This window comes from Aliishimia ponticola, assembly GCF_004803475.1.
Lineage (GTDB): Bacteria > Pseudomonadota > Alphaproteobacteria > Rhodobacterales > Rhodobacteraceae > Aliishimia > Aliishimia ponticola.
Window position 1 is genome coordinate 236827 of the sequence record NZ_SRKY01000001.1, and the last position, 23475, is coordinate 260301.

24 protein-coding genes are annotated in these 23475 nt (G+C 62.3%); 17 read left to right on the forward strand and 7 right to left on the reverse strand.

Annotated features, from left to right (window positions below; genetic code table 11):
• Positions 1-3 precede the first annotated feature (3 nt).
• The 3 genes from E4Z66_RS01175 to E4Z66_RS01185 all read right to left on the reverse strand — a co-directional run bounded on the left by E4Z66_RS01175 (position 4) and on the right by E4Z66_RS01185 (position 2992).
• Complete coding sequence (locus E4Z66_RS01175; protein WP_136461110.1) at positions 4-444, reverse strand: tripartite tricarboxylate transporter TctB family protein; 441 nt, start codon at positions 442-444, stop codon at positions 4-6.
• Positions 445-536: 92 nt separating this feature from the next.
• A complete protein-coding gene (locus E4Z66_RS01180; RefSeq protein WP_136461111.1) occupies positions 537-1481 on the reverse strand; it encodes a Bug family tripartite tricarboxylate transporter substrate binding protein in 945 nt (314 codons plus the stop codon).
• A gap of 248 nt (positions 1482-1729) precedes the next feature.
• On the reverse strand, positions 1730-2992 hold the full coding sequence (locus E4Z66_RS01185) for a flavin-containing monooxygenase (protein ID WP_211097094.1): 1263 nt from the start codon (positions 2990-2992) through the stop codon (positions 1730-1732).
• 193 nt (positions 2993-3185) lie between these two features.
• Here E4Z66_RS01185 and E4Z66_RS01190 point away from each other — a divergent pair, with 193 nt between their 5' ends.
• The 9 genes from E4Z66_RS01190 to E4Z66_RS01230 all read left to right on the forward strand — a co-directional run bounded on the left by E4Z66_RS01190 (position 3186) and on the right by E4Z66_RS01230 (position 12617).
• Positions 3186-3614 carry a RidA family protein gene (locus tag E4Z66_RS01190; RefSeq protein ID WP_136461113.1) on the forward strand — a complete coding sequence of 143 codons (429 nt, stop codon included), beginning with the start codon at positions 3186-3188 and terminating at the stop codon, positions 3612-3614.
• On the forward strand, positions 3611-4285 hold the full coding sequence (locus tag E4Z66_RS01195; protein WP_136461114.1) for a DUF1028 domain-containing protein: 675 nt from the start codon (positions 3611-3613) through the stop codon (positions 4283-4285). The genes E4Z66_RS01190 and E4Z66_RS01195 overlap by 4 nt, the downstream gene beginning before the upstream one ends.
• A 75-nt stretch (positions 4286-4360) precedes the next feature.
• Positions 4361-5296, forward strand: coding sequence for a LysR family transcriptional regulator (locus tag E4Z66_RS01200; protein WP_136461115.1), 936 nt, complete (start codon positions 4361-4363; stop codon positions 5294-5296).
• 86 nt (positions 5297-5382) lie between these two features.
• Positions 5383-7461 (forward strand): oxidoreductase, encoded by a 2079-nt coding sequence (locus E4Z66_RS01205; protein ID WP_136461116.1) that lies wholly within the window; start codon positions 5383-5385, stop codon positions 7459-7461.
• Positions 7462-7469: 8 nt separating this feature from the next.
• Positions 7470-8597, forward strand: coding sequence for an acetylornithine deacetylase (gene argE, locus E4Z66_RS01210; protein WP_136461117.1), 1128 nt, complete (start codon positions 7470-7472; stop codon positions 8595-8597).
• A 153-nt stretch (positions 8598-8750) separates the two neighbouring features.
• The gene (locus tag E4Z66_RS01215) at positions 8751-9842 is read left to right on the forward strand and encodes an ABC transporter ATP-binding protein (RefSeq protein ID WP_136461118.1); all 1092 of its coding nucleotides are present in this window, start codon (positions 8751-8753) and stop codon (positions 9840-9842) included.
• Positions 9842-10762: an ABC transporter permease gene (locus E4Z66_RS01220; protein WP_136461119.1), complete on the forward strand. Its 921-nt coding sequence runs from the start codon at positions 9842-9844 to the stop codon at positions 10760-10762. Before E4Z66_RS01215 ends, E4Z66_RS01220 begins: the two co-directional genes overlap by 1 nt.
• A complete protein-coding gene (locus E4Z66_RS01225; RefSeq protein ID WP_211097095.1) occupies positions 10762-11568 on the forward strand; it encodes an ABC transporter permease in 807 nt (268 codons plus the stop codon). The genes E4Z66_RS01220 and E4Z66_RS01225 overlap by 1 nt, the downstream gene beginning before the upstream one ends.
• 20 nt (positions 11569-11588) lie before the next feature.
• Complete coding sequence (locus E4Z66_RS01230; protein ID WP_136461120.1) at positions 11589-12617, forward strand: extracellular solute-binding protein; 1029 nt, start codon at positions 11589-11591, stop codon at positions 12615-12617.
• Between the two features lie 132 nt (positions 12618-12749).
• Here E4Z66_RS01230 and adhP read toward each other — a convergent pair whose 3' ends face one another.
• Complete coding sequence (adhP, locus tag E4Z66_RS01235) at positions 12750-13775, reverse strand: alcohol dehydrogenase AdhP (RefSeq protein WP_136461121.1); 1026 nt, start codon at positions 13773-13775, stop codon at positions 12750-12752.
• Between the two features lie 205 nt (positions 13776-13980).
• On the opposite strand from adhP, the gene E4Z66_RS01240 reads away from it, so the two are divergent.
• The 5 genes from E4Z66_RS01240 to E4Z66_RS01260 all read left to right on the forward strand — a co-directional run bounded on the left by E4Z66_RS01240 (position 13981) and on the right by E4Z66_RS01260 (position 19075).
• Complete coding sequence (locus tag E4Z66_RS01240) at positions 13981-15372, forward strand: NAD-dependent succinate-semialdehyde dehydrogenase (RefSeq protein ID WP_136461122.1); 1392 nt, start codon at positions 13981-13983, stop codon at positions 15370-15372.
• 242 nt (positions 15373-15614) lie between these two features.
• A complete protein-coding gene (gene dusA, locus E4Z66_RS01245; RefSeq protein ID WP_136461123.1) occupies positions 15615-16601 on the forward strand; it encodes a tRNA dihydrouridine(20/20a) synthase DusA in 987 nt (328 codons plus the stop codon).
• 97 nt (positions 16602-16698) lie between these two features.
• A complete protein-coding gene (locus E4Z66_RS01250; RefSeq protein ID WP_246035829.1) occupies positions 16699-17445 on the forward strand; it encodes a VPLPA-CTERM sorting domain-containing protein in 747 nt (248 codons plus the stop codon).
• A gap of 63 nt (positions 17446-17508) precedes the next feature.
• Positions 17509-18333: a sulfite exporter TauE/SafE family protein gene (locus tag E4Z66_RS01255; RefSeq protein WP_136461124.1), complete on the forward strand. Its 825-nt coding sequence runs from the start codon at positions 17509-17511 to the stop codon at positions 18331-18333.
• A gap of 4 nt (positions 18334-18337) precedes the next feature.
• On the forward strand, positions 18338-19075 hold the full coding sequence (locus tag E4Z66_RS01260; RefSeq protein ID WP_136461125.1) for a hypothetical protein: 738 nt from the start codon (positions 18338-18340) through the stop codon (positions 19073-19075).
• Here the strand turns inward: E4Z66_RS01260 and E4Z66_RS01265 are convergent, their stop codons facing one another.
• Genes E4Z66_RS01265 through ccmI form a run of 3 tightly spaced genes read right to left on the reverse strand, consistent with a single transcriptional unit; the run spans position 19076 to position 21044 of the window.
• Positions 19076-19318 carry a DUF1289 domain-containing protein gene (locus E4Z66_RS01265; RefSeq protein ID WP_136461126.1) on the reverse strand — a complete coding sequence of 81 codons (243 nt, stop codon included), beginning with the start codon at positions 19316-19318 and terminating at the stop codon, positions 19076-19078.
• 8 nt (positions 19319-19326) lie between these two features.
• A complete protein-coding gene (gene ruvX, locus E4Z66_RS01270) occupies positions 19327-19803 on the reverse strand; it encodes a Holliday junction resolvase RuvX (protein ID WP_136461127.1) in 477 nt (158 codons plus the stop codon).
• Entirely contained in the window at positions 19800-21044 is a 1245-nt protein-coding gene (ccmI, locus tag E4Z66_RS01275; RefSeq protein WP_136461128.1) for a c-type cytochrome biogenesis protein CcmI, read from the reverse strand. The genes ruvX and ccmI overlap by 4 nt, the downstream gene beginning before the upstream one ends.
• 169 nt (positions 21045-21213) lie before the next feature.
• Between ccmI and E4Z66_RS01280 the strand changes: the two genes are divergently transcribed.
• The 3 genes from E4Z66_RS01280 (at position 21214) to E4Z66_RS01290 (ending at position 23460) form a co-directional block, all read left to right on the forward strand.
• Complete coding sequence (locus E4Z66_RS01280; protein WP_136461129.1) at positions 21214-22458, forward strand: sarcosine oxidase subunit beta family protein; 1245 nt, start codon at positions 21214-21216, stop codon at positions 22456-22458.
• Between the two features lie 2 nt (positions 22459-22460).
• Entirely contained in the window at positions 22461-22889 is a 429-nt protein-coding gene (locus E4Z66_RS01285) for a hypothetical protein (protein ID WP_136461130.1), read from the forward strand.
• 124 nt (positions 22890-23013) lie between these two features.
• Positions 23014-23460, forward strand: a complete 447-nt coding sequence (locus E4Z66_RS01290) for a hypothetical protein (protein ID WP_136461131.1) — start codon at positions 23014-23016, stop codon at positions 23458-23460.
• The last annotated feature ends 15 nt before the right edge of the window (positions 23461-23475 follow it).

Below are 23475 nucleotides of genomic sequence, written 5' to 3' on the forward strand. Positions count from 1 at the left end.
CCGTCACCCGTACCAAAGGTCGGTCAGAAGCCCGCGCGGAAAGCGGATGCGGAAGGCTTGATCGAACAAAAGGAAGATCAGCGCCGGGCTTAGAACCGACACAAGGCCAATGCCCCAGATCCGGCGCTCGCCCCAGGCATAGGCCAGCCCGCCTGCAAAGACGCCCAGCCCGAGAAAGAGATCGATTTGCGCCAGCAGGGCAAAGACCGCGAACAGCCCCATGCTGGTCCAGGCGTTCAGGCCGATGGGCGCATGTTCGATGGGCGGATCAAAGACCATGACCAGCACCGACAGCGCGATGATCAGCAGCAAGACCATCTGCGGGAAATCCGCAGGCTGCATCCCGCGCAGCAAGATCGGTGGCACTTCGTCGAACCGTGTGCTGAGCCAATAGGCGATCAGACAAAGGAGTATCGTCCCGCAAGGAACCACATAACGCGTCATTGCATCTGTATCCTGAATTTGGGTTTGGAACCCGGCCCGCCGCGTCCTTGCGGGGGCAGGCCGGATCTGGGCCGAACGGATGTCCGGGCCGTTTACTTGATGAAGCCTAGCTCTCGCAGGGCGGCGTCCATATCGGATTGCATCGACGCCAACTGGTTGCCCCAGACCTGCGAATCCGCCACCGATGTCTTGTCCAGCCCCACAGAAGTCAGAAAGCCCTGATAGACCGTGTGGTTCATCGCGTTCAGCAGCGCCGTTTCGATCTTGGCCGCCACGTCATCGGGCGTATCCGCATGGACGACAAAGCCCCGCACGGTCGAGAAATTGGCATCGATCCCCAATTCCTGCGCCGTCGAAACTTCGGGCAGCCCGCTCATCCGTTCGGGCGCCAGTACGACCATCGGGCAGATATCGCCCGCCTCGATCTGCGATCCAGCTTCGGCAAGGTTCAGAACCGCCACATCCACCGCACCGGCGACCAATTGCGTCGCCAATTCGCCGCCGCCTTCAAAGGGCACGATCTTTGGGGTCGCCAGGTCGCCGCGCCGGGTGAACATGAAGGCCGACACGTCGTCGATGCCGCCAAGATGGGTGGTGCCATAGGTCAGTGGCGCGTCCTTCTGGGCGTCCACGAAAGCCTGCGCGGAATCGTATACACCGCAGCGCGTCATCAGGATTTGCGGATCGTCCGTGCCCCGCGCAATCGGGCGCACGTCTTCCAGTTTCATATCCGTCTTGCCAAGCGCCACCGTGGCCGAATGCCCGATGGTGAAGGTCAGGATGCTGTGCCCGTCCGCCGCCTGCGTCAGGTAGTGATCCATCGCAGAGGCGCCTCCACCGCCCCGTTTGTTGACCACGACCATATCAGTGCCCAGTTCACGGCGCGCGCGGATCATCATCATCCGCGTGGTCACATCGGTCCCACCGCCGTTCCCGGCATGGGTAATCACTTCGATGGTCTTGGCCGGGAATTCCTCGGCGGCAGCCGCGCCGCCGACAATCGCGGTCGCAGCCGCAATGGCGAATAGTGTCTTCATGGTATCCTCCCTGGAAAATGGCGCCGAAGCGCACAAGGAGGGTGTAACTTGCATTTTGGAATTTTGGAATACCAAAATTTCATTTAGACCGACGCATATGGCGGAGAGGCGAAGGGCAGGCGCAGGAAAAGCCAAGCACGCAAAGGCAAAATCGCCTCCGGCGCGGGCGCAGTTGAACTTGGCGCAGCCATCACGTTTTCAGTGGGCGAGGTAGCACCGCGTGGCCATCACGCCAGACTCAGGGCAGCTCAGACCTGTTCGGGGATGCGAATCTCGGCATTGCCCTCATAGGCCAGATAATTGCGCTGAATCGCGATCTGGTCGGCAATGAACTTGGCATCGTGCCAGACGCCCCAGATGAAGGACGATCCACGACGGCTTTGCCATGGAAGCCCGACGAAATAGAGCCCCGGTTCGCGGCTGACACCGCGCTGATGCTGCGGGCGGCCCATATCGTCAAACGTGTCCGCCTTGATCCAGCCAAAGTCGAACTGATAGCCGGTCGCCCAGAGGATCGTGCCAATCCCGGCCTTCGCGAGATCGAGTTGATGGATCGGCTGCGTGACACAAACCGGGTCGCTGGGGATGTCCCGCGCCTCGGGTTCTTCGGGCAGGTCCAGCCGGTGGCGCGCGATATAGGCGTCGGCCTCGTCCAGCACGGACAGATAGTTCGCATCGCCCGCCTGAAGGTTCGCGCGCAGATCATCCGCGAACGTGACGACCCCATCGCGATAGCCTTGGGTCATGCCCAGCAGGGTGATGCCCGCTTGGGCCAGATTGCGGAAGTCGATGGTCTTGCCGCCTTCCGCGCCGCTGACCGCGATGGTCACATGTTCGGCGCCCGGGCCCGGGCTGTCGGCATTCCACTTGCCCAACACACCAAGCCACCAGACATTGTCGCGCCCACGATAGCGGCGGGGCGGGCGGTCATGCGGCCCGATGGACAGGTATACCTCGCGCCCCGATGTCCTCAGTTCCTCGGCGATCTGCACCCCGGAGGAGCCGCCGCCCACAACCAGCACCGCGCCCTTGGGAAGCTGGCCGGGATTGCGATAATTGGCGGAGTGCATCTGCAAGGGCGCGGCATCCGCCGGGATGACCGGGGGAATGGCGGGCTTCTGGAAGGGCCCGGTCGCCGCGACCACATGCCGGGCTTCGATACGGCCCTCGGAGGTTTCGACATCGAAGCCGCCACCGCGCGGCGTGACAGCGGTCACTTCGACCCCGGTTCGGATCGGGGCGTTGATCTGCTTGGCATAGGCTTCGAAATAGGCGGCAACGTCCTCCTTGGGGGCGAACGCATCCGCGTCGCAGTCGAATTCCATGTTCGGAAAGCGGTCATGCCATGCCGGGCCATTGGCCACGAGGGAATCCCACCGCCCGGTCCGCCAGCGTTCCGCGATGCGGTCCCGCTCCAGCACCATGTGGTCGATCCCAAGATTGGTAAGGTGTTCGCTCATGGCGACCCCGGCTTGCCCAGCCCCGATCACAACGGTGTCTATTCGTTCCATCAATGCCTCCATGACGCTTGGATCGACCATAGGCAGCGGCCACAGAGCCGGAACACAACGAATTGCGGAAGCCTTGCTTGGGTTCATTCTAATCAATCTTAGTCTCGGGCTAAGCGCGGATGAGGAAATACGTCTTTCGGGAATGGCCACCGGCCCGGATAATACCCAAAGAGACCTCAAGAGGATGATGGCGATGGCCCATACACGCATTCGCAAGTTCAACACTGCCGATACCTATCCCGAACAGAAGCTGGACAATGATCTGTGTCAGGCGGTCGTCACCGAAGGCGGGCGCACGGTCTGGCTTCGCGGTCAATGCCCGCAGAACCTGGATGATGCCAGGAACATCGAAAGCCATGACCCCGTCGAACAGACCCATAAGGTGATGCAGAACATCCGGCAGCTGATTGAAGAGGCGGGCGGCGAGATGGCGCATCTGGTCAAGGTCGTCGTCTACATCACCGATGTGCGCCACCGCGAGGCGGTCTATCGGACCATGGGCGAATATATCAAAGGCGTGCATCCGGTCTCTACCGGGTTGGTGGTTCAGGCGCTGGCGCGGCCCGAATGGCTGGTGGAAATCGATGGCACCGCAGTGATCCCGGAAGGCTACGGCAAATGACCTTTTCGCTTGTGGCCCGCTGCGCGCAAACCGGCATGTTCGGCGTCGCGATTTCTTCGTCTTCTCCGGCGGTTGCGGCGCGATGTTCATATGCGCGCGCCGGGGTGGGGGCGGTGGCCAGCCAGAATGTCACGGACCCGTCATTGGGGCCATTCGCGCTGGACCTAATGCAAGGCGGCATGTCTGCGGCCCAGGCGATTGCAGGGCTGCGCGATCAGGCGCATCACATCGCCTATCGGCAAGTGCTGGCAATTGACGCGGCGGGCGGCACGGCGATCCATTCCGGGCCGAACTCACTGGGCATCTGGACGCAGGCCGAGGGGCGCGACGTCGCCTCGGGCGGTAATCTGCTGGCCAATGACGGCGTGCCCGCAGCGATCGTGGCCGGGTTCGAAGCGGCAGCGGGGCATCTGGGCGACCGGCTTCTGGCGGCTCTGCAAGCGGGTCTGGATGCGGGCGGCGAGGCCGGTCCGGTCCATTCGGCGGGGCTGATGCTGGTCGACAAGGTCAACTGGCCGGTCGCCGATCTGCGGTGCGACTGGACCGAAGCGTGCCCCATCGCCGCCCTGCGCACCGCATGGGAGGTCTACAAACCGCAGCTTGACGCCTATGTGCAGCGCGCGCTTGATCCGACGGCGGCCCCCTCATACGGCGTGCCGGGGGACGAATGATGACCCATTCGCGATCTTGAAGCCCGGATGGAACACGTACAAGGTCGCAGCGGTATAACTGGTCAGGGTCTGCCAATGCTGCGCTACACCTTTCGGCAGCTTGAATACTTCGTCGCTGTAGGAGAGACCGGCAGCATCGCGCGCGCGTCCGAGAGGATCAATGTCTCCTCTCCGTCGATCTCTTCCGCCATTTCGCAGCTTGAGGCAGAGTTCGGCCTGCCGCTATTCGTGCGCCAACATGCGCAGGGCCTGTCCCTGACCCAAGCGGGGCGCGAAATGCTGGTGCAGGCGCAGCTTGTCCTGCGCGAAGCCGCCGCCATGATGGATATTGCTGGCGACATTACCGGGTCGGTGCGTGGCCCGCTGAGCGTGGGCTGCCTGTTGACCTTCGCGCAATTGGTGCTGCCGACCCTGCGCAAAGGGTTCGAGGCGCAGTATCCCGAAGTGCGCATGCGCCAGCACGAGCTGAACCAAGTCGAATTGTTCAGCGCCTTGCGCCGGTCTGAAATCGACGTGGCGCTGACCTATGATCTGGACCTGCCTGCCGATCTGCAATTCACCGGGCTGGTACGTCTGCCGCCCATCGCACTGATGAGCGAGCGGCACCCGCTTGCGGCGCAGGACACTGTGAGCATGGCGCAGCTTAGCACCCATCCCATGGTGCTGTTGGACCTGCCGCTGAGCGCGGATTACTTCCTGTCGCTTTTCGATGAGATCGGTGAAAAACCCGAAATTGCCGAACGCACCCGCGACATGGCCGTGATGCGGTCGATGGTGGGCAATGATTTCGGCTACTCCATCGCCAATGTGCGCCCGCTCAGCGATACGTCGCCCGATGGCAATCCGGTGCGGGTCCTGCCGATTAGTGGCGCGCCGCGTGCCTTGCGCATGGGGCTTTTGACCGCGCAGAATGCCGACCGCTCCAACGCGGTGCGGGCGCTGGTGGACTATGCCAGCACATTGGCGCGCAGCGGGCAGCTGGACCGGATTGGCGGAGAGCCGCTGACTTAGCGCGAGGCTAATCAACGGTTCCAGAAGGCGGGCTTTTGCAGGGCGGGATTTGCGGTGAAGCTGTGCCAAACCGACAGGAGACAAAGATGCTAGACGGACGCGATTCCCGTTACGACGTATTGTTCGAGCCGCTGGCGATCGGCCCCGTCACGGCAAAGAACCGCTTCTATCAGGTTCCGCATTGCAACGGGGGCGGCTACCGCGATCCTTCTGCCGCGGCCGCGATGCGCGGGATCAAATCCGAAGGTGGGTGGGGCGTGATCTTCACCGAACAATGCGAGATGCACCACACATCCGAGATCACCCCCTTCATCGAACTGCGCCTTTGGGAAGACAAGGATATCCCGATGCTGGCCAAGATGGCGGGCAAGATGAAGGAACATGGCGCGCTGGCGGGTATCCAGCTTGCCTATTCCGGGATCAACGGGCCGAACCTTTACACCAAGGAAGTGCCGCTGGCGGTCTCGCCCGGGCCGATCCGCACCTTCACCAACGATCCGGTGCAAGCGCGGGCGCTGTCCCGGGACGAGATCAAGGATCTGCGCCGCTGGTTCGTGAATGCGGCCAAACGCGCCAAGCTGGCGGGCTTTGACCTGATCTGTCTGTACGGTGCCCATGGCTTCGGGATTTTCCAGCACTTCCTGAGCCGGGCCACCAATATGCGCGACGACGAATACGGCGGCAGCCTTGAAAACCGGTCGCGTTTCGCACGGGAGGTCATCGCCGATATGCGCGATGCGGTGGGCGACACGATGGGGCTGACGCTGCGGGTCAGTCTGGATGAAACCATCGGCGATCTGGGCTTTTCCAATGCGGAACTGCGCGAATTCATCGACATGAACAGGGATCTGCCCGATCTTTGGGATCTGGCGCATGGCACGTGGGAGGACTGCTCCGGCCCCAGCCGCTTCAAGGAGGAGGCCGCGCAAGAGGCGCTGGTGCGCGGCATCCGCGAGCTGTCCTCCAAACCGGTCGTCGGTGTGGGCCGCTTTACCTCACCCGATGTGATGGCCAAAATGGTCCGCCAGGGCGTGCTGGATGCCATTGGCTGCGCGCGCCCGTCGATTGCCGACCCGTTCCTGCCCAGGAAGATCGAAGAGGGCCGGATCGAAGACATCCGCGAATGTATCGGCTGCAATATCTGCATCACCGGCGATATGACCATGTCGATCAGCCGCTGTACCCAGAACCCCACCTTCATGGAGGAGTGGCGCAAGGGCTGGCATCCCGAACGGATGAACCCCAAGGGCGGCAGCACCAATGTTCTTGTCGTGGGGGCAGGCCCGGCCGGGCTTGAGGCCACGCGCGCCTTGGCAGAGCGTGGCTATGACGTGGCGCTGGCAGAGGCTGGCACCGTGCTGGGGGGACGTCTTGCGCGCGAACGTCTGTTGCCCGGCCTGTCGGCATGGGGCCGCGTTGTCGATTACCGCGACTTCCAGATCAGCCAGAAAGCCAATGTGGAAACCTATTTCGACAGCGCATTGGACGCCGACGCGATCCTTGAATTCGGCTTTGAAAACATCTGCATCGCGACCGGTGCCAAATGGCGCGCCGATGGGGTCAGCCGCCAGCATGTTGTGCCGCTGCCGATTGACGCCGCGATGCCGGTCTATACCCCCGATGATATCATGGATGGCAAGCGCCCCTCGGGCCACGTGGTGATCTATGACGACGATCATTACTACATGGGCGGGGTGTTGGCAGAGCTTCTGCGCTCGGACGGGTGCGATGTGACGATCGTCACGCCGTCGGCCTATCTGTCCGACTGGACGGTAAACACGCTTGAGCAGCACACGATCCACCGGCGGCTGGCCGAAATGGGCGTGGAGATCATCCTCAACCGGGGCGTGACGGCGATTGGCGCGGGCCATGTGGTGTCGAACTGCACATATACCGACCAGACGCGGCAGATCGACTGCGACGCGGTGGTTGTCGTGGCTTCAAAACTGGAAAACAACGCGATCTATCACGCCCTGACCGCGCGGCAGGCAGAATGGGCCGATGCGGGGATCAAATCCGTGAAGATCATCGGCGATGCGGAGGCACCCGGCCCGATTGCATGGGCGACCTATGCCGGACACCGCTATGCCCGCGAGTTGGATGGCGAAGATATTGGCGACGCCTTGCCCTTCCGCAGGGAAATCACCGGATTGGCGGTCGATTGAGCGGGCCGATGCTGGATCTTCTCGACCGGCTGGTTGCTTTCAACACGGTGAGCGATCAGTCGAACCTCGATCTGATTGATTTCGCGCAGGATTTTCTAACCTCGCGCGGGTTCTCCGTGACCCGGCTTACCGATCCGGCAGAGCCGAAAGCCGGGCTGTATGCTGAAATCGGGCCGGCGGGCGACGGGGTCTTGCTGTCGGCCCATACCGATGTTGTGCCGGTGGCCGGGCAGGTCTGGACCCGTGATCCGTTCCGCCTGACCGTCGAAGGGGGCCGGGCCTATGGGCGCGGAACCACGGATATGAAAGGCTTTGTCGCGGCGATGCTGGGGGCGGCTGACAGGGCCAGCCGGATGACGCTGTCTGCGCCGCTGCGGTTGGTGCTGTCCTATGACGAGGAAATCGGCTGCGTCGGGATCGCGCGCATGGCTGGCCGTCTCAAACCCCTGGTCGGCACGCCGCGCATCGCCATCGTAGGAGAGCCGACAGGCCTGCAAGTGGCCACAGGGCACAAGGGCAAACGCGCCTATCAGGCGGTGATCCGGGGGCAGGCGGGGCATTCCGCACTGGCTCCGCGATTTGTCAACGCGCTGAATGTCGCCAGCGATTTCATGCAGGCTTTGCAAGCGCTTCAGGCCGATCTGGAACAGTTGGGCGGGCGCGATGACGGCTACGACATTCCCTACAGCACGGTTCATGTCGGCACGCTAAGCGGGGGGCGGGCGCTGAACATCGTGCCCGATCAGGCCGAGATGCGTTTCGAGTTTCGGCATCTGGCGCAAGACGATCCAAACCGTCTGGACCAGCGCATTCGGGACGCCGCGCGATCAATCTGCGCCACCTACGGTCCGGCGGCAGGGATCGAGATCACCCAGACCAGCGACTATCCCGGTCTTGCGACACCGGTCGCGTCGCAAATGGTGCGCGACGTGCTGCGATTTGCCGGCACTCAAACGACCAAAGTCGCCTTCGGCACCGAGGCGGGCGTCTTCACCGCGCTGGGCATCCCCACGGTGGTCTGCGGTCCCGGATCGATGGAGGGGCAGGGGCACAAGGCCGACGAATACATCGCGCTGTCAGAGCTTTCCGCCTGCGCGGCGATGCTGGACCGGGTGTTGGATGACATGGCGGCCTAGGCCCGTCTGGCCCGCATGTGCATGCCCAATATACGGGCAAAATATGAAGCGGAATTAGGCAAAGGCTAAGAAGCGCTGAGGAACTAAAGTCTTATGCGTGCAACCGGTCTTTCTTAGGGTCAACTAAGCCAATGACGTCTCGGAGAAAGCACGGTGCCGCAAGACAGGGAAATCGCCATCGACGTTCGGGATGCGGTCAAGCGCTATGGCACTTTCGCGGCCCTCAAACGCATTTCTCTGACGATTCGGGATAATGAATTCTTCACCCTTCTGGGGCCGTCGGGCTGCGGCAAGACCACGCTGCTGCGGATGATCGCAGGGTTCGAGGACGTGACCGAAGGCGCGATCTATCTTTATGGCGAGGCGCTCGACACGCTTCCGCCCTACAAGCGGCCGGTCAATACGGTGTTCCAGAACTATGCGCTGTTTCCGCATATGAACGTGCTGGAAAATGTCGGCTTCGGGCTGGAGATGCTTGGGAAATCCAAGGCCGAAGCCCGCGCGCGTGCCGGCGAGGCGCTTGAGATGGTTCAGCTTTCGCAATTCGCCTCTCGCAAGCCGTCGCAATTGTCGGGCGGCCAGCAGCAGCGGGTCGCGCTGGCGCGGGCCCTCGCGCCCCGGCCCAGGGTCTTGTTGCTGGATGAGCCGCTCTCGGCGCTTGATCTGAAGCTGCGCAAATCCATGCAGGTGGAACTCAAGCACCTGCAACGCGAGACCGGGATCACCTTCATCTTCGTGACGCATGATCAGGAAGAGGCGCTGACCATGTCGGACCGGATCGCGGTGATGTCCGAAGGGGAATTGCAGCAACTGGGCGAAGCGCGCGAGATCTACGAGCGCCCCCGCAATGTCTTCGTGGCGGATTTCATCGGCGACACCAACCTGATGGAAGTCACCGTCGACAAGGTGTCCGGGGGCCGCGCGCAATGCCATCTGGGCGGTGGGCATAGCCTGACCTGCGACGCGGTGGACGGGGTCGAGGCAGGGGCGCGGGTGCATATGTCGCTCAGACCCGAACGCCTGTTCCTGTCAGCCCAGCCGGCCGAGCCGGGCAGCCTGCCGGGCACGGTGCGCGAGACGATCTATATCGGCACCGATATCGCCACCATCGTCGATCTTGAGGATGGGCCGCAATTCACCGTGCGGTCGTCCAATTCCACGCGTGGCAATGCGCGGGTGTTCGAACCGGGTCAGAACGTCGCCGTCAACATGGAGACGGGGGCCGCGCGCCTCCTGGCGGATTGATGGCGGGCGGGGCGGCACCCGGCGGCTCTGTCCAGAGCGAGACATATCGCGAGGCGCGGCTGTGGCTGCTGCTGCCCGCATGGGTGACGCTTGGTCTGCTGACGCTTGCGCCGCTGATGATCATGCTGGTCTATTCCTTTTTGACCAAGGAATTTCGCGGCGGCGTGATCTGGGAATTCAGCCTTGGGGCCTATGACCAGTTCTTCTTTGATCGCGGGCTGTTCGGCGATGACGCCCCCAAGATCGAATGGACCTATATCGGCATCTTCTGGCGTTCGATCTGGCAGGCCGGGGTCGCGACGATCCTTAGCCTCTTGATCGGCTTTCCAACCGCCTATTTCATCGCGACCCGGCCCCAAAGGCAGCGGGCGCTTTGGGTGTTTCTTGTCACCATTCCCTATTGGGTCAACCTGCTGATCCGCACCGTGTCGATGAAGTTCCTGCTGCGCGACGAAGGGCCGCTGAATGACGGGCTGATGGCGCTTGGCGTGATCTCCGAACCGCTGGGCATCGTGAACACCAACCTCGCGGTGCAGCTTGGTCTGTTCTATTCCTACCTGCCGTTCATGGTGCTGCCGATCTATGCCGCGGTGGAGCGTTACAACTTCGCCCTGTCCGAAGCCGCCGCCGACCTTTACGCGCCGCGCTGGACGGTTCTGCGCCGGGTTCTGCTGCCTGCCGTCAAACCGGGGATCGTTGCGGGCTGCATTCTGGTATTCGTGCCGTCGCTGGGATCGTTTCTGGCCCCAGACCTGCTGGGCGGTGCCAAGAATTTCATGATCGGCTCGCTGATCGAAGAACAGTTCAAAGGCAATGCCGGGAATTGGCCCTTCGGCGCGGCGGCCTCCATGATCCTTCTGTCCATGGTGCTGATTTTGCTGATCTTCTCTGCCCGGCAAAGCCAGAAAGGCGGTGCCTGATGGCCAAACCCCATGACCTGCGCCGCTATCCCGGCTTCCTTGCCATCACCATCCTGTGTCTCGTCATTCTTTACGCGCCGCTGATGGTCGTCGCGGTCTACAGCTTCAACGCCTCTGCCTCGATCACGATCTGGGAGGGGTTTTCCCTGCGCTGGTATGCGGATGTCTTCACCGGACCCGAAAGCGCCAAGTACAGGGACGCGGCGTGGAACAGCTTTATCATCGCGATTACCGCAGCGACCTCTGCCTCCATCATCGCCACGCTGGCCGCGACCGCAGTGCTGCGATCGGGCAAGTTCCGCCTGCGCACCGTATCCATCGGGCTGATCTCCCTGCCGCTGATGGTGCCGGAAATCGTGACAGCGGTGGCGACGCTGATCTTCTTCAATGCGCTCGCGTTCGAGCGTGGCATCCTCACCATCCTGCTGGCGCATATCGCGTTCTGCATCCCCTTTGCCTATATGCCGATCTCGGCCCGGATGCAGGGGATCGAAGCCAGCTACGAACAGGCCGCGATGGACCTTTACGCCACCAAGCGAATGGCCTTCACGCGCATTCTGATGCCGCTGATGATGCCGGGGATCGTGTCGGGCTTCATCCTCGCCTTCATCATTTCGCTCGACGATTTCATCATCACCAATTTCGTGAAAGGCGCGGGCGTCGAGACGCTGCCAACCGCGATCTTCGGCGCGGTAAAACAAGGGATCAAACCCAACATCATGGCGATTTCGACACTGCTTTTGCTGGTGTCCATCGTCATGGTCGCGCTGTCATGGCTGATCGGCCGTAAAGACCAAAAAACCTGAATCCAACAGAGGAAGAACACATGAAAAAACTGCTAAGCACAGCGATGGCATTCGGCCTTCTGGCGGGCACCGCCCATGCGGAAGGCAAGCTCGTGATTTACCACTGGTTCGAATACATCCCGCAAGAGCTGCTGGATACGTTCAGCGAAAAATACGACGTCGAAGTGGTCATGGATACCTATGACAGCAACGAGGCGCTGTTGGCCGCGCTCAAGGCGGGCGGGATCGGCACCTATGACGTTGCCGTACCGGGGGATTACATGGTCCAGATCATGGGCAATGAAGGTCTGCTGGACACGATTGCCGAAGGTGAGCTTGCCAACAAGGGCAATATCGCGCCGGAATGGGCGGACCCTTCCTTCGATCCGGGCCGCGCGTCGTCGATCCCATATCAGTGGGGCTCTACCTCTTTCGCGGTGAACCGCGATGATTACGCGGGCGATATCAGCACCACCGATATCCTGTTCAACCCCCCGGCGGAACTGGCTGGCAAGATCAACATGCTCGACAGTCAGGGCGAAGTGCTGGCCATGGCGGCGCTGCATATGGGCATCCCGCAATGCTCCGGCGACCGGGCGCAGCTGAGCGCGCTGAACGACATGCTGCAAGCGGCCAAGGCGAACTGGGCAAGCTTCAATTCCGACACCGCCAAGGAAGTGCTGGTGTCCGGCGACGCGGCGGTTGGCCAGATCTACGACGGGTTTGCCGCCAAGGCGCGCGCCGAAGGGGCCAATGTGGAATACGCGTTCCCCGCGCAAGGCTATGTCGTGTGGATGGACAATGTCGTGCTGCTGAAGGACGCGCCCAACCGCGAGAACGCGCTGTTGTTCATGGATTTCCTGCTGGAGCCGGAAAACATCGCGGCCGTGTCCAACTATGCGCGCTACAATTCCGGGCTGACGGGTGTGGAAGCCTATCTTGACCCCACGCTTGCCACGCAGCCCGAAAGCAACCCGCCCGCAGAGGCCGGCGCCGGTGTTTTCATCGAAGTGTGCGATCAGGCCACGCAGGAAGTCTATGACCAGATCTGGACGAACCTGAAGAAGTAATGCGCCGCCGCGCCGCCCCCCGTTCGGCAGAGGGGCGGCGCGATCCTTTTGCGTCCGGGGCACCTGACGGCCCGATCCATGACTGCGCCGATTGGCAATGGCGCCGGGCCAAAGCCAACCGGCCCCGAACGGTTACATTTCGATCACCATACGCCCGTCAACCTTGCCAGCTTCGAGATCGGCGAAGATCGTATTGATGTCGTCCAGTTTCGCTTTGTTGATATGGGTTTTGACCTTGCCCTCATTTGCGAATTGAACCGCTTCGGCAAGATCCTTGCGCGTGCCGACGATGGAGCCCCGCGTGGTGATACGCTTGAGCACGACATCGAAGATCGGCATCGGAAAATCGCCCGGCGGCAGCCCGTTCAGCGCAATCGTTCCCTTGCGCCGGACCATGGCAATGGCCTGCGCGAAAGCCGGGGTGGAGACCGCCGTCACCACCACGCCATGCGCGCCGCCATCGGTCGCCTTGATCACCTGATCCACCGCGTCCGCATCGCGCGCATTCACGGCTACATCGGCCCCCAGTTTCTTGGCAAGGGCAAGCTTCTCATCGGTCACGTCCAGCGCAATGATGTGAAGGCCCATCGCCTTGGCATATTGAACGGCTACATGGCCCAGGCCCCCAACACCGGAAATCGCAACCCATTCGCCCGGCTTCGCCTCGGTCTCCTTGATGCCCTTGTAGGTCGTCACACCGGCACACAGGATCGGGGCCATGGCCGCGAAATCCACGTCATCGGGAAATTTCGCGACGTATTTCGCATTGCCGATCGCGTATTCCGCGAATGTCCCATTCACGGTGTAGCCGCTCATATGTTGGGATTCGCACAAGGTCTCCCAGCCGGTTTCGCAGAACTCGCAGCCGCCGCACGCATCGTGCAGCCATGCGATCCCCACCTTGTCGCCTTCCTTCACTTCGGTCACGTCCGGCCCAAGCGCCACGACGATACCCGCGCCCTCATGGCCGGGGATGAAGGGAACCGTCGGCTTGAACGGCCAGTCGCCATTGGCCGCGTGCAGGTCCGTGTGACACACGCCTGTCGCGACGATTTTCACCAGCACTTCGCCCGGACCGGGCGTCGGGATTGGCACGTCTTCGATGACCAGCGGCTTGCCGAATTCATGCACCACTGCTGCCTTCATCATTTTTTCCATGGGGGTCTCCTTGCTGCGGATCGTCTTCGCCTGAACGTTTATCGCCCCGGTGCTTCGGCAGATTGACCAATGTCAGTTCATGGCGTGCCGAAGGGTGGTTTGGTCGGCAAACGCGGGGCGCGGGCAACTCCCGAAGACGATTGGGAAAAACCAAAGCGCGCGCCCCCGTGAAAAGCTGACCACTAATCCCCTCAGGAAAACAGCCATGTCCTATGCTACCACCAACCCCTATACCGGCGAAGTCGTGAAGACGTTCTCGGAAAACACCGATGCAGAGATCGTCGCTGCGATCGAAAAAGCAGACCACGCCTTTCAGTCCTGGAAAGAGACCAGCTTTGCCGAACGCGCGCAGGTCATGCAAAAAGCGGCCGACCTGTTGCGGCGTGACGCCGATCATTATGCGGGGCTTCTGACCTTGGAAATGGGCAAGCTGCTGTCCGAGGCGAAGGGCGAGGTCGAACTATCGGCCCGGATTTTTGAATATTACGCCGAACATGCGGAAAAACAGCTCAAGCCCGAGAAACTCCCGGTGGCCGATTTGGCTGAGGGGGAGGCGATGCTAGTCCATGATCCGTTGGGTGTTCTCTTGGCGGTGGAGCCGTGGAACTTCCCCTTCTATCAGGTCGCACGCATCATCGCGCCGCAATTGTCCGCCGGGAATACCTTGTTGCTGAAACATGCGGCCATCGTTCCGCAAAGCGCCGCCGCGATGGAAAGCCTGATGCAGAAGGCAGGTCTGCCGGACGGCGCGTTCATCAACCTGTATCCGTCCCATTCCCAGATCGAGATGATCATCGAACACCCGCTGGTGCGGGGCGTGGCGCTGACGGGATCGGAAGGCGCGGGCGCCGTGGTGGCCGCCGCCGCCGGACGGGCGTTGAAAAAATCTACGCTTGAGTTGGGCGGCGCCGATGCGTTTGTCGTGCTGGCCGATGCGGATATGGAAAAGACCGTTGAATGGGCGGTGTTTGGTCGCCACTGGAACGGTGGGCAGGTCTGTGTGTCCTCCAAGCGCATGATCATCGTCGATGAGGTCTATGACGAGTTCCTTGAGCGTTACACGAAAGGTGTGGCGGGGCTTGTCGCCGGTGATCCGCGTGATCCCAAGACAACCCTAGCGCCGCTTTCCTCGCGCGGCGCGGTGGATGATATCAACAAGCAGATCCAAGAGGCGGTCAAACTTGGCGCGACGGCGACGGAGATTGGCCCGAAGGTTCCTAATCAGGGTAATTTCGTTCAGCCCACCATCCTCACCGATATCGGCGAAGACAATCCGGCCCGTTATTGGGAATTCTTCGGCCCCGTGTCGATGTTGTTCCGCGCCAAGGATGAGGCCGACGCCATTCGGATCGCGAACGATTCCCCCTTCGGTCTTGGCGGGTCTGTCTTCACGACCGACACCAAACATGGGGCCGAGGTCGCCAGACAGATTTCGACCGGCATGGTGTTCGTCAATCACCCGACAATGGTGAAAGCCGACTTGCCCTTTGGCGGCATCCGGAATTCCGGCTATGGCCGCGAGCTTTTGGGCCTGGGGATCAAGGAATTCGTCAATCACAAGCTTATTGATGTTGTCGATATCGACGCCGAATTCTGACGTTCCAAGACAACGGGCGGGCAGAGTGCCCGCCCTTCGGTGTTTCAGCCTGCGGCGCGCCCCAAGCGCGCCGCATTGCCTACATGGTCGCCCCAGCCATGCTCCCCTGAAAGCCATGCGCCGGGGTGGTTTCCCTCACGCGCCCATATCGTCTATAGACACGCCGATACGGGCACATCCGGGAAGTTTGGCCCGCATCCCGGCATCGCCGCATCCGCCGCAACAGGTCGAAGACACGAAACATGCAGTTGATACAACACGCCAGATTGTCCGTCGCCCCCATGATGGATTGGACCGACCGGCATTGTCGGTATCTGCATCGGCTGCTCTCCGGTCAAACGCTGCTTTATACGGAAATGGTGACCGCGCCCGCGTTGGTGCGCGGCGGGGCGTTGCATTTGCTGGACTTTTCGGCAGAGGAACATCCGGTTGCCTTGCAGCTTGGCGGCTCCGACCCGGCGGAACTTGCGCAGGCGGCCCGGCTGGGCGCGGCGCATGGATATGACGAGATCAACCTCAACTGCGGCTGCCCATCCGACCGGGTGCAATCGGGCAGCTTCGGCGCGGTTTTGATGAAGACACCGGGGCTGGTGGCCGATTGCGTGGCGGCGATGCGGGATGCGGTCGATGTCGAGGTCACGGTGAAATGCCGTATCGGTGTGGATGACCAGAACCCCGAAGAGGTCTTGCCCGAATTCCTCGCCCGCATCGTCGCGGCGGGCTGCGAGCGGGTCACGATCCATGCGCGCAAGGCATGGCTCGAAGGGCTGAGCCCCAAGGAAAACCGCGATATCCCGCCGCTGGACTATGATCTGGTGCATCGCATGAAGGGGCTGTTTCCGAACCTGCATATCTCTGTCAACGGCGGCATTGCCTCGCTGGACGCGGCCGAGGCGTTCCTTGAGGGCGGGCTGGACGGGGTGATGATCGGGCGCGCGGCCTACCATCAGCCCGCCGACATTCTGTGCGCCGCCGATAGCCGCATCTATGGGGTGGGGGAGGTGTCCGACCCGCGCGCCGTGGTCGAGGCGATGAAGCCCTATATCGATGCGCATCTGTCGTCAGGCGGCAAGCTGGGGCAAGTCACCCGGCACATGCTGGGATTGTTCGCCGGCAAGCCCGGCGCGCGGCAGTGGCGCCGGGTGCTGAGCGAAGATGCCCCGCGCCCCGGCGCCGGGATCGAGGTTCTGGACAAGGCCCTGTCGATGATGGATCAGCGCGCCGCGTAATGGCGTGAACCCGCCGACCCAAGCGAGGATGCACCCTCATAGGTAGAAATGTGATATGATCCCCCCATTCACTGAATCCGTTTTTGGGGGAAAACTCATGAAACAGACCCTTCTTGCGAGTGTTGCGGCGCTTGCCTTTACATCTTGTGCGGCGGTTGCGGCCACGCTTGATCCGGGCGGTGTCGAGAACCTGTTCGGGACAACTGCGGCAGATCCGGTACATGGCGGTGTTCAGGTCGTTGCGAACGACAATCTGCTGCCGTTTACACTGGACCCGACACCTATCACCCCATTCTCATTGGTCGGCGGCAATATCCAGAACCGCGTTATGACCAAACCGACGGGAGACTTGGTATTCGCGCCGCGGATCAGGGACACCTACAATATCGACGGCGGCTTTTTCGCGATCACCGGGATGCAGCTGACGGGCTATGGGGACACCAGCCTTGAAGTTGAATACAGGACCGACGGCCTTGGCGATAAGGGCCCGACAAGCGCGTCCCGCTCTGCCGATGGGAATACGGTGACGCTGCGCTATGGCGATCCGCTTTTGATCGGTGCGCTGGTGGGGCAGTCACAGGAAGAAAGCCTGTTTCCCAGCCTGGTCACGGATGCGACCGACTATGATCTGACCGGGACAGCGACGATCTTCGGCTATCTGATCGACGACGCGACCTATCTTGCCGGTGGCGGCGTGGTGCAGGACGGGGAATTGATCAGCGTGATGATCGACGGGCTGGCCGTTCCGATCTCCCCGGTGCCGTTGCCCGCATCCGCCTCGCTTCTTGGTGCCGGGGTGGCCGGGTTTGGCCTGCTACGCCGCAAACGCCGCGCGCGAAGCTGACACTGGCGCTTTGATCTGACAGGCGCTACACCCTGCCCGCAAGAATATGAGGGGGCAGGGTAGATGGCCGATACGGCGCTTTTGGTGCAAATGCTGGTTCTGCTGCTGGTGATCGGCGGCTTTGCCGGTGTGCTGGCGGGGCTTTTGGGCGTCGGGGGCGGGATCGTTCTTGTTCCCGCCTTTTTCTATGCGTTTCAAACGCTTGGCTATGATGGGCCGCAACTGATGCAGATGTGCCTTGCCACGTCGCTGGCAACGATCATCGTGACGTCCATGCGCTCTGTGCTGAGCCATAACAAGAAGGGCGCGGTGGATTGGGAGATCCTGCGCCGCTGGAGCCCGGGCATCGTCATCGGTGCGGTGCTGGGGGTTTGGCTTGTCTCTGGCCTGAAGTCCCAGACATTGCAGATCGTGTTCGGCTGCCTGGCCATCATCATCGGTCTTTACATGCTGCTTGGGCGTGCGCATTGGCGCTTGCGTGACAGTATGCCCGGCCTTCTGGGCACGGCGGTTCTGTCGCCGCTGATGGGGTTCGGATCGGTGCTGATGGGCATCGGCGGCGGCTCTTTCGGGGTGCCTTTGATGAGCCTGATGAACGTACCGATTCACCGTGCCGTGGCGACGGCGGCGGGCTTTGGTGTGGTGATCGCGGTGCCTTCGGTGCTGGGGTTCCTGATGGTGCAGATCGACCCCGCGATGCGCCCGCCGCTGACCCTTGGATCTGTCAACCTTGTGGCATTCGTGCTGGTCATCGCGATGACGCTGATCACGACCCCTTGGGGGGTGAAGCTGGCCCATGCGATGGATCCCGGCCCGCTCAAGAAGGCGTTCGGCGTGTTCCTGACACTGGTGGCGCTCAACATGCTGCGCAAAGCGATGCTGGGCTAGCGCGATGGCGCTGGCCGACACCGGGGCAGTGCAGTTTGCCGCGACCGACGACAGCCGAAACTGGGCGCGTGCGGCCTATCACGCGGCGCTGCGCCTTCCCCGGACGCAAGGCGATCTGAGGCACGGGCGCACATGGTTCCCCGGCGTCGATGCGCTGCCGAACGCTGCCGATGGCAGTGTGGATGGCGTGGCACTTCGCGGCCCATGGCAGGACGCGCTGCCACTGCATGGCGCGCCGCTGCACAGGGCGCAGCTGTCCATCGTCTATCCCGGCTATCCGCAACGTGACCCGGACCAGTCCGAGGCGAACCACCGCTACCGCGTCACGCGCTGCGCCGCGCATGTGGACGGGCTGCTGCCAGACGGGCCGGACCGCCGGCGCTTTGCCCGCGAGTTCCACGCCTATATCCTTGGCATACACCTCAATGACTGTGCCGACGCGCCAACGGTGTTCTGGCCCGGCAGTCACCGGATCGTCGCAGAGGCGCTGCGGCAGGCCATAGGGGCAGGGCCGATCGCGCAGACCGACATAACCGAGGCTTACCACGAAGCGCGACGCAAGGTGTTCGACACGGTTGATCCCAAACCACTGCAAGGCGCGCCGGGCGCTGCACTGCTGCTGCACCGCTTCACATTGCATGGGACAGCGCCCTGGACGGGCGGCGATCACGCCGAGGGGCGGATGACCGCGTTCTTCAGGCCGGAATTTCCGGACCCGCAGACATGGCTGAATGCGCCCTGATCACTTGACCCGCGCCGCGCGCCCACCGCGCCGGGTCTTCGGGGCGGCGACACGGTTGGGCAGGTCTTCCATCACGTCGCGCCGGGCCTCTGGAGTCATCCGGGACCAGCCGCCGATCTCGTCGATGGAGCGCGCACAGCCCACGCAAAGCCGCGTCTCGGGGTGGATCACACAGACCTGAACGCAGGGGCTTTCGATCTCGTTCCGCGTCCAGACCGCGTCTTTGGATTTCTTGTCCACCATGATTTTCCTTACGCCCGGCTGCGCATGATGCTCAACCGATCCAGCAACCCTTGCAGGATATAGGCAGCCGCCACGTGGTCGATAACCTCGGCGCGACGTTTGCGGGTCGTATCCGCCTCCAACAGCGCCTTTTCGGCGGCCACGGTAGACAGGCGTTCATCCCAGAAGGTGATCGGGATGCTGTGCAGATTGTCGAAGTTCCGCGCGAAGGCACGGGTCGATTGGCAGCGCGGCCCCTCGGTCCCGTCCATGTTGCGCGGCAGGCCTAGAACGATGCCGCCGATCTCGCGCGCGGCAAGAAGCGCCTGCAACGCCGCCGCATCGATGCCGAATTTCTTGCGCTTGATCGTTTCCAGCGGCGAGGCGACCGACAGCATCCGGTCAGAGACAGCGACGCCAATGGTCTTGGTGCCAAGGTCGATCCCGGCCACTGCCGCGCCTTGGGGCAGGGCGGCGACGAAATCCTCGATCTCTTCGTAGATCAATTGGAAACCCCCGCGCGTTCGCCCGCCCGGTTGATCTGATCCAAAGCGCCCGGATCGGCGGCAAAGACGCGGCTGGCCTCGTCGAAAATGGCGCGCGCATCGCCGCTTCGGCCAAGCACGCCAAGCGCCGTGATCAGCCGCGCCCAATCCTGCGGTGCGCCGCCTTCGCTGGCCAGTCGCTCCGACAGGTTGGAAACCATGCCCTCGATCATTTCCATGCGTTCCTGCGGGCTCATGTCGCCTGCCGCGTCGATATCCTCTTGCGAGGGGCCGCGCGGCGGGGTGGCGGCGGAGCCGATCTGGGGGATCTCGTAATTGGTCTGCCCGGCGCGCATGGCGATCTCGGCAATCTGCGCCTGAATCGGGCCGATCCATGGGGCATCCGGCGGTCCGGCCCGCAACTGGCGATCCCAGATCGTGAAGGCCTGATCGGGGCGACCTGTCTGCGACATCATCAGCCCCCAGTAATAGCGCGCCGGTCCGTTTGCCGGATCAAGCTGCAAGGCGCGGGCAAGCGCGATTTCCGCCTCGGGCGAGACATAGCCGCCCGCCGCCAGCACCAGCGTATCGGCCAGGTCAGCGAATTCGCTCGCCGTCACCGCATCGCCGCGCAGATCGAGATAGCGCGCAAGCGCCCGATGCGCGGCGGAATAATTGCCAAGGTTGCGTTCGGACTGGGCCAGCAACTGAAACCCGCGCGGATCATCCGGGCGTTCGCCGACGACGCTGCGCAGCTGTTCGACAAGCGCCAAGTAGTCGGCGCTTGGCGGCTCCACCGGGATAGGCAGCATCGCCGGGTCGATCTCTGCCTCGGCGATTTCTTGGCTGGGACGGGTCTTGCGCAGGCTCTCAGCCGCTTCGATCCGGTCTTTCAGCGCCAGATCGCCATAGCCCGGCGCGCCCAGTTGCGAATAAAGCGCGATCGATCCGGCCAGAACGCCGACGCCCATCAGCGCGCCCCAGACCCAGCCGGAACCGTCGCCTGCGGAACCGCTTGCCTGCTGCGCGGCCCGGTCTGCCGCCAGAATGCGTCGTCCGATTTCGGCCCGCGTGCGTTCTGCGTCCTCTGCCTCTACCACGCCGCGCTCCACGTCGCGGTCAAGGCTGGCCAGCTGGTCGCGATAGACCTGCATGTCATAGGCCGCCGCAGGCGCCGCCTGATCGGTCCGCCGCCGACTCGCCAGTATGAGGATTGCGGCGGACAGCACCGCCATTCCCAGAATGATCACCCAAAAACTCATGGCATCCGATGTATCTGCCCGCATGGCCCGAAAAAAGGGCAAATCGTTCAAATCGCCGCCAGTCGGAAAACATGTCGCAACTGGGTTCTATTGCGGCGGCTTCTCACGGCGGTATTTTGCGAAACTGCGCGACAAGAACAAAAATCCGAGTGACGGGGATTCGCCTGACATGAAACGCTATTCCGCCTTTGCCATCGCCCGTGAGGGTTTGCGCCAGCACACCGGCTGGGAACGCGCCTGGGCCAGCCCAGAGCCGAAATCCTCTTATGATGTGATCATCGTCGGGGCAGGTGGGCATGGTCTGGCGACAGCGTATTATCTGGGCAAGAATTTCGGCATCACCAATGTTGCGATCCTTGAAAAGGGCTGGCTGGGTGGCGGCAATACGGGCCGCAACACGACGATCATCCGGTCGAACTACCTGCAGGACAGCTCTGCCGCGATCTATGAAAAGGCGCGTTCCCTCTACGAGACGATGAGCCAGGATCTGAACTACAATGTCATGTTCAGCCCGCGCGGCGTGATGATGCTGGCCCAGACCCAGCACGAAATCCGCGGCTATCAGCGCACCGCCCACGCCAATGCGTTGCAAGGCGTGTCGACCGAATTCATCGGCCCGGAACAGGTCAAGAAGCTGGTCCCGATCATCAATATCGACGGGCCACGCTACCCGGTCCTGGGCGCGCTGTGGCAGCCGCGCGGCGGCACGGCGCGGCACGATGCGGTGGCGTGGGGCTATGCGCGGGCCTGTTCGGATATGGGGATGCATGTCATCCAGAAATGCGAAGTGACGGGCATCCGCCGCGAGGGCGACAAGGTCGTTGGCGTCGATACCAATCGCGGCGCGATCGATTGCAACAAGCTGGGCGTCGTGGTCGCGGGCCATTCGGGGCAGTTGGCCGATATGGCGGGCTTCCGTCTGCCGCTGGAATCCGTGGCGCTGCAAGCGCTGGTGTCCGAGCCGATCAAACCCTGCATGGATGTGGTCGTGATGGCCAACACGGTGCACGGGTATATGTCGCAATCCGACAAGGGAGAGATGGTGATCGGCGGCGGCACCGATTCCTTCAACAACTTCACCCAGCGCGGCAGTTTCCACCATATCGAGGAAACCGTCCGCGCACTGGTCGAAACCTTCCCGATGATCTCGCGCCTCAAGATGCTGCGCCAATGGGGCGGTATCGTGGACGTGACGGGCGACCGGTCGCCGATCCTGTCGAAAACCCCGGTGGATGGCATGTTCGTCAACTGTGGCTGGGGCACGGGCGGCTTCAAAGCCATCCCCGGCAGCGGCTGGGGCTTTGCCGAACTGATCGCCAAGGGAGACTCCCCCCTCTGCGATGAATTCTCCATGTTCCGTTTCCGCGAAGGCAAGTTCATCGACGAAAGCGTGGCGGCCGGGGTGGCGCATTAGGGATGGATCAGGAAAACATCAAAAAGGCTCATGAGAGCGCGGGTGTGTGGCCGATAGTTGTTCTGACGGTCGTCATTCTTGCTGGTGGCTTGGCGATTTCGATAGCGAGCAATTACGATTGGTTTAGTCGTTCTGGAGCCCTGCTTATCGCTGTCTTGATACTACTCTACGGACTAGATCGCAGGAAAAGCGGTGGCGTTGAGAGCGAGATTAAGTTGGAGCTTTCGGAAGCTTTAGACGAGATGGGTCTGCGGAAACTGAACGACTATCCTTTGACCGGCTCGTTTTCCAACGAATTTCTGCCGAAAATCACCAAGGCCAGACAGTTTGTGGTTGCGGAATTATTTTCCGGCGCGCTCGCGACTGTTGTTTGGGGGTTCGGCGATTTGGTCGTCGACAAGCTGGTAGGCTGCGGACAATGGCAGTGCTGAGGGCAGCGACCGAACGCGGGCGGAAGCAAAGCGCCCGCCCGGGGGGGCGGTCGGGCGCTGCCCGGTGGTGCCCACCGGGCGGTCGAGTAGAGCTTTCCCAGCGTAATGCTTTGGGGCGTAGGGCATGAGCACGGCGCGTTACATCCTCCACCGTTTTGGTGTCGCGATGGCCTATCTGGGGTTGTCGGCGTGGGCGATTGGCTCTGTGATCGCGTTGGCGAAGATGGATGCCGATATCTTCCACCGCTTCGGCGCGCTTGGTGTGGCGGCTTCGGTCCTGTTCTTTTCCGACCGGCTGCTGAAAATCGAATTGGGGCGGCAACGCTCTGTCGAACGGTTGCTGCACGAATACGGCGTCGAACTGGCCGCCATGCGCGCGGGCACAGAGGCGACCAAGATCCCCGAGGAAGGCTATGCCGTCGATTTCCTGACGGAAGAGCGCAACTTCGACCGCCTGCGCCAGGAAGCTGCCCCCTTCAACATGGCCAACGTGGCCCTGATGAGCGTCGCGACCCTGCAATGGGGGTTTGGCGATATCTTTATGACCCGGCTGATCGAGGCCGCGTCATGACCTGTTCACGATCAA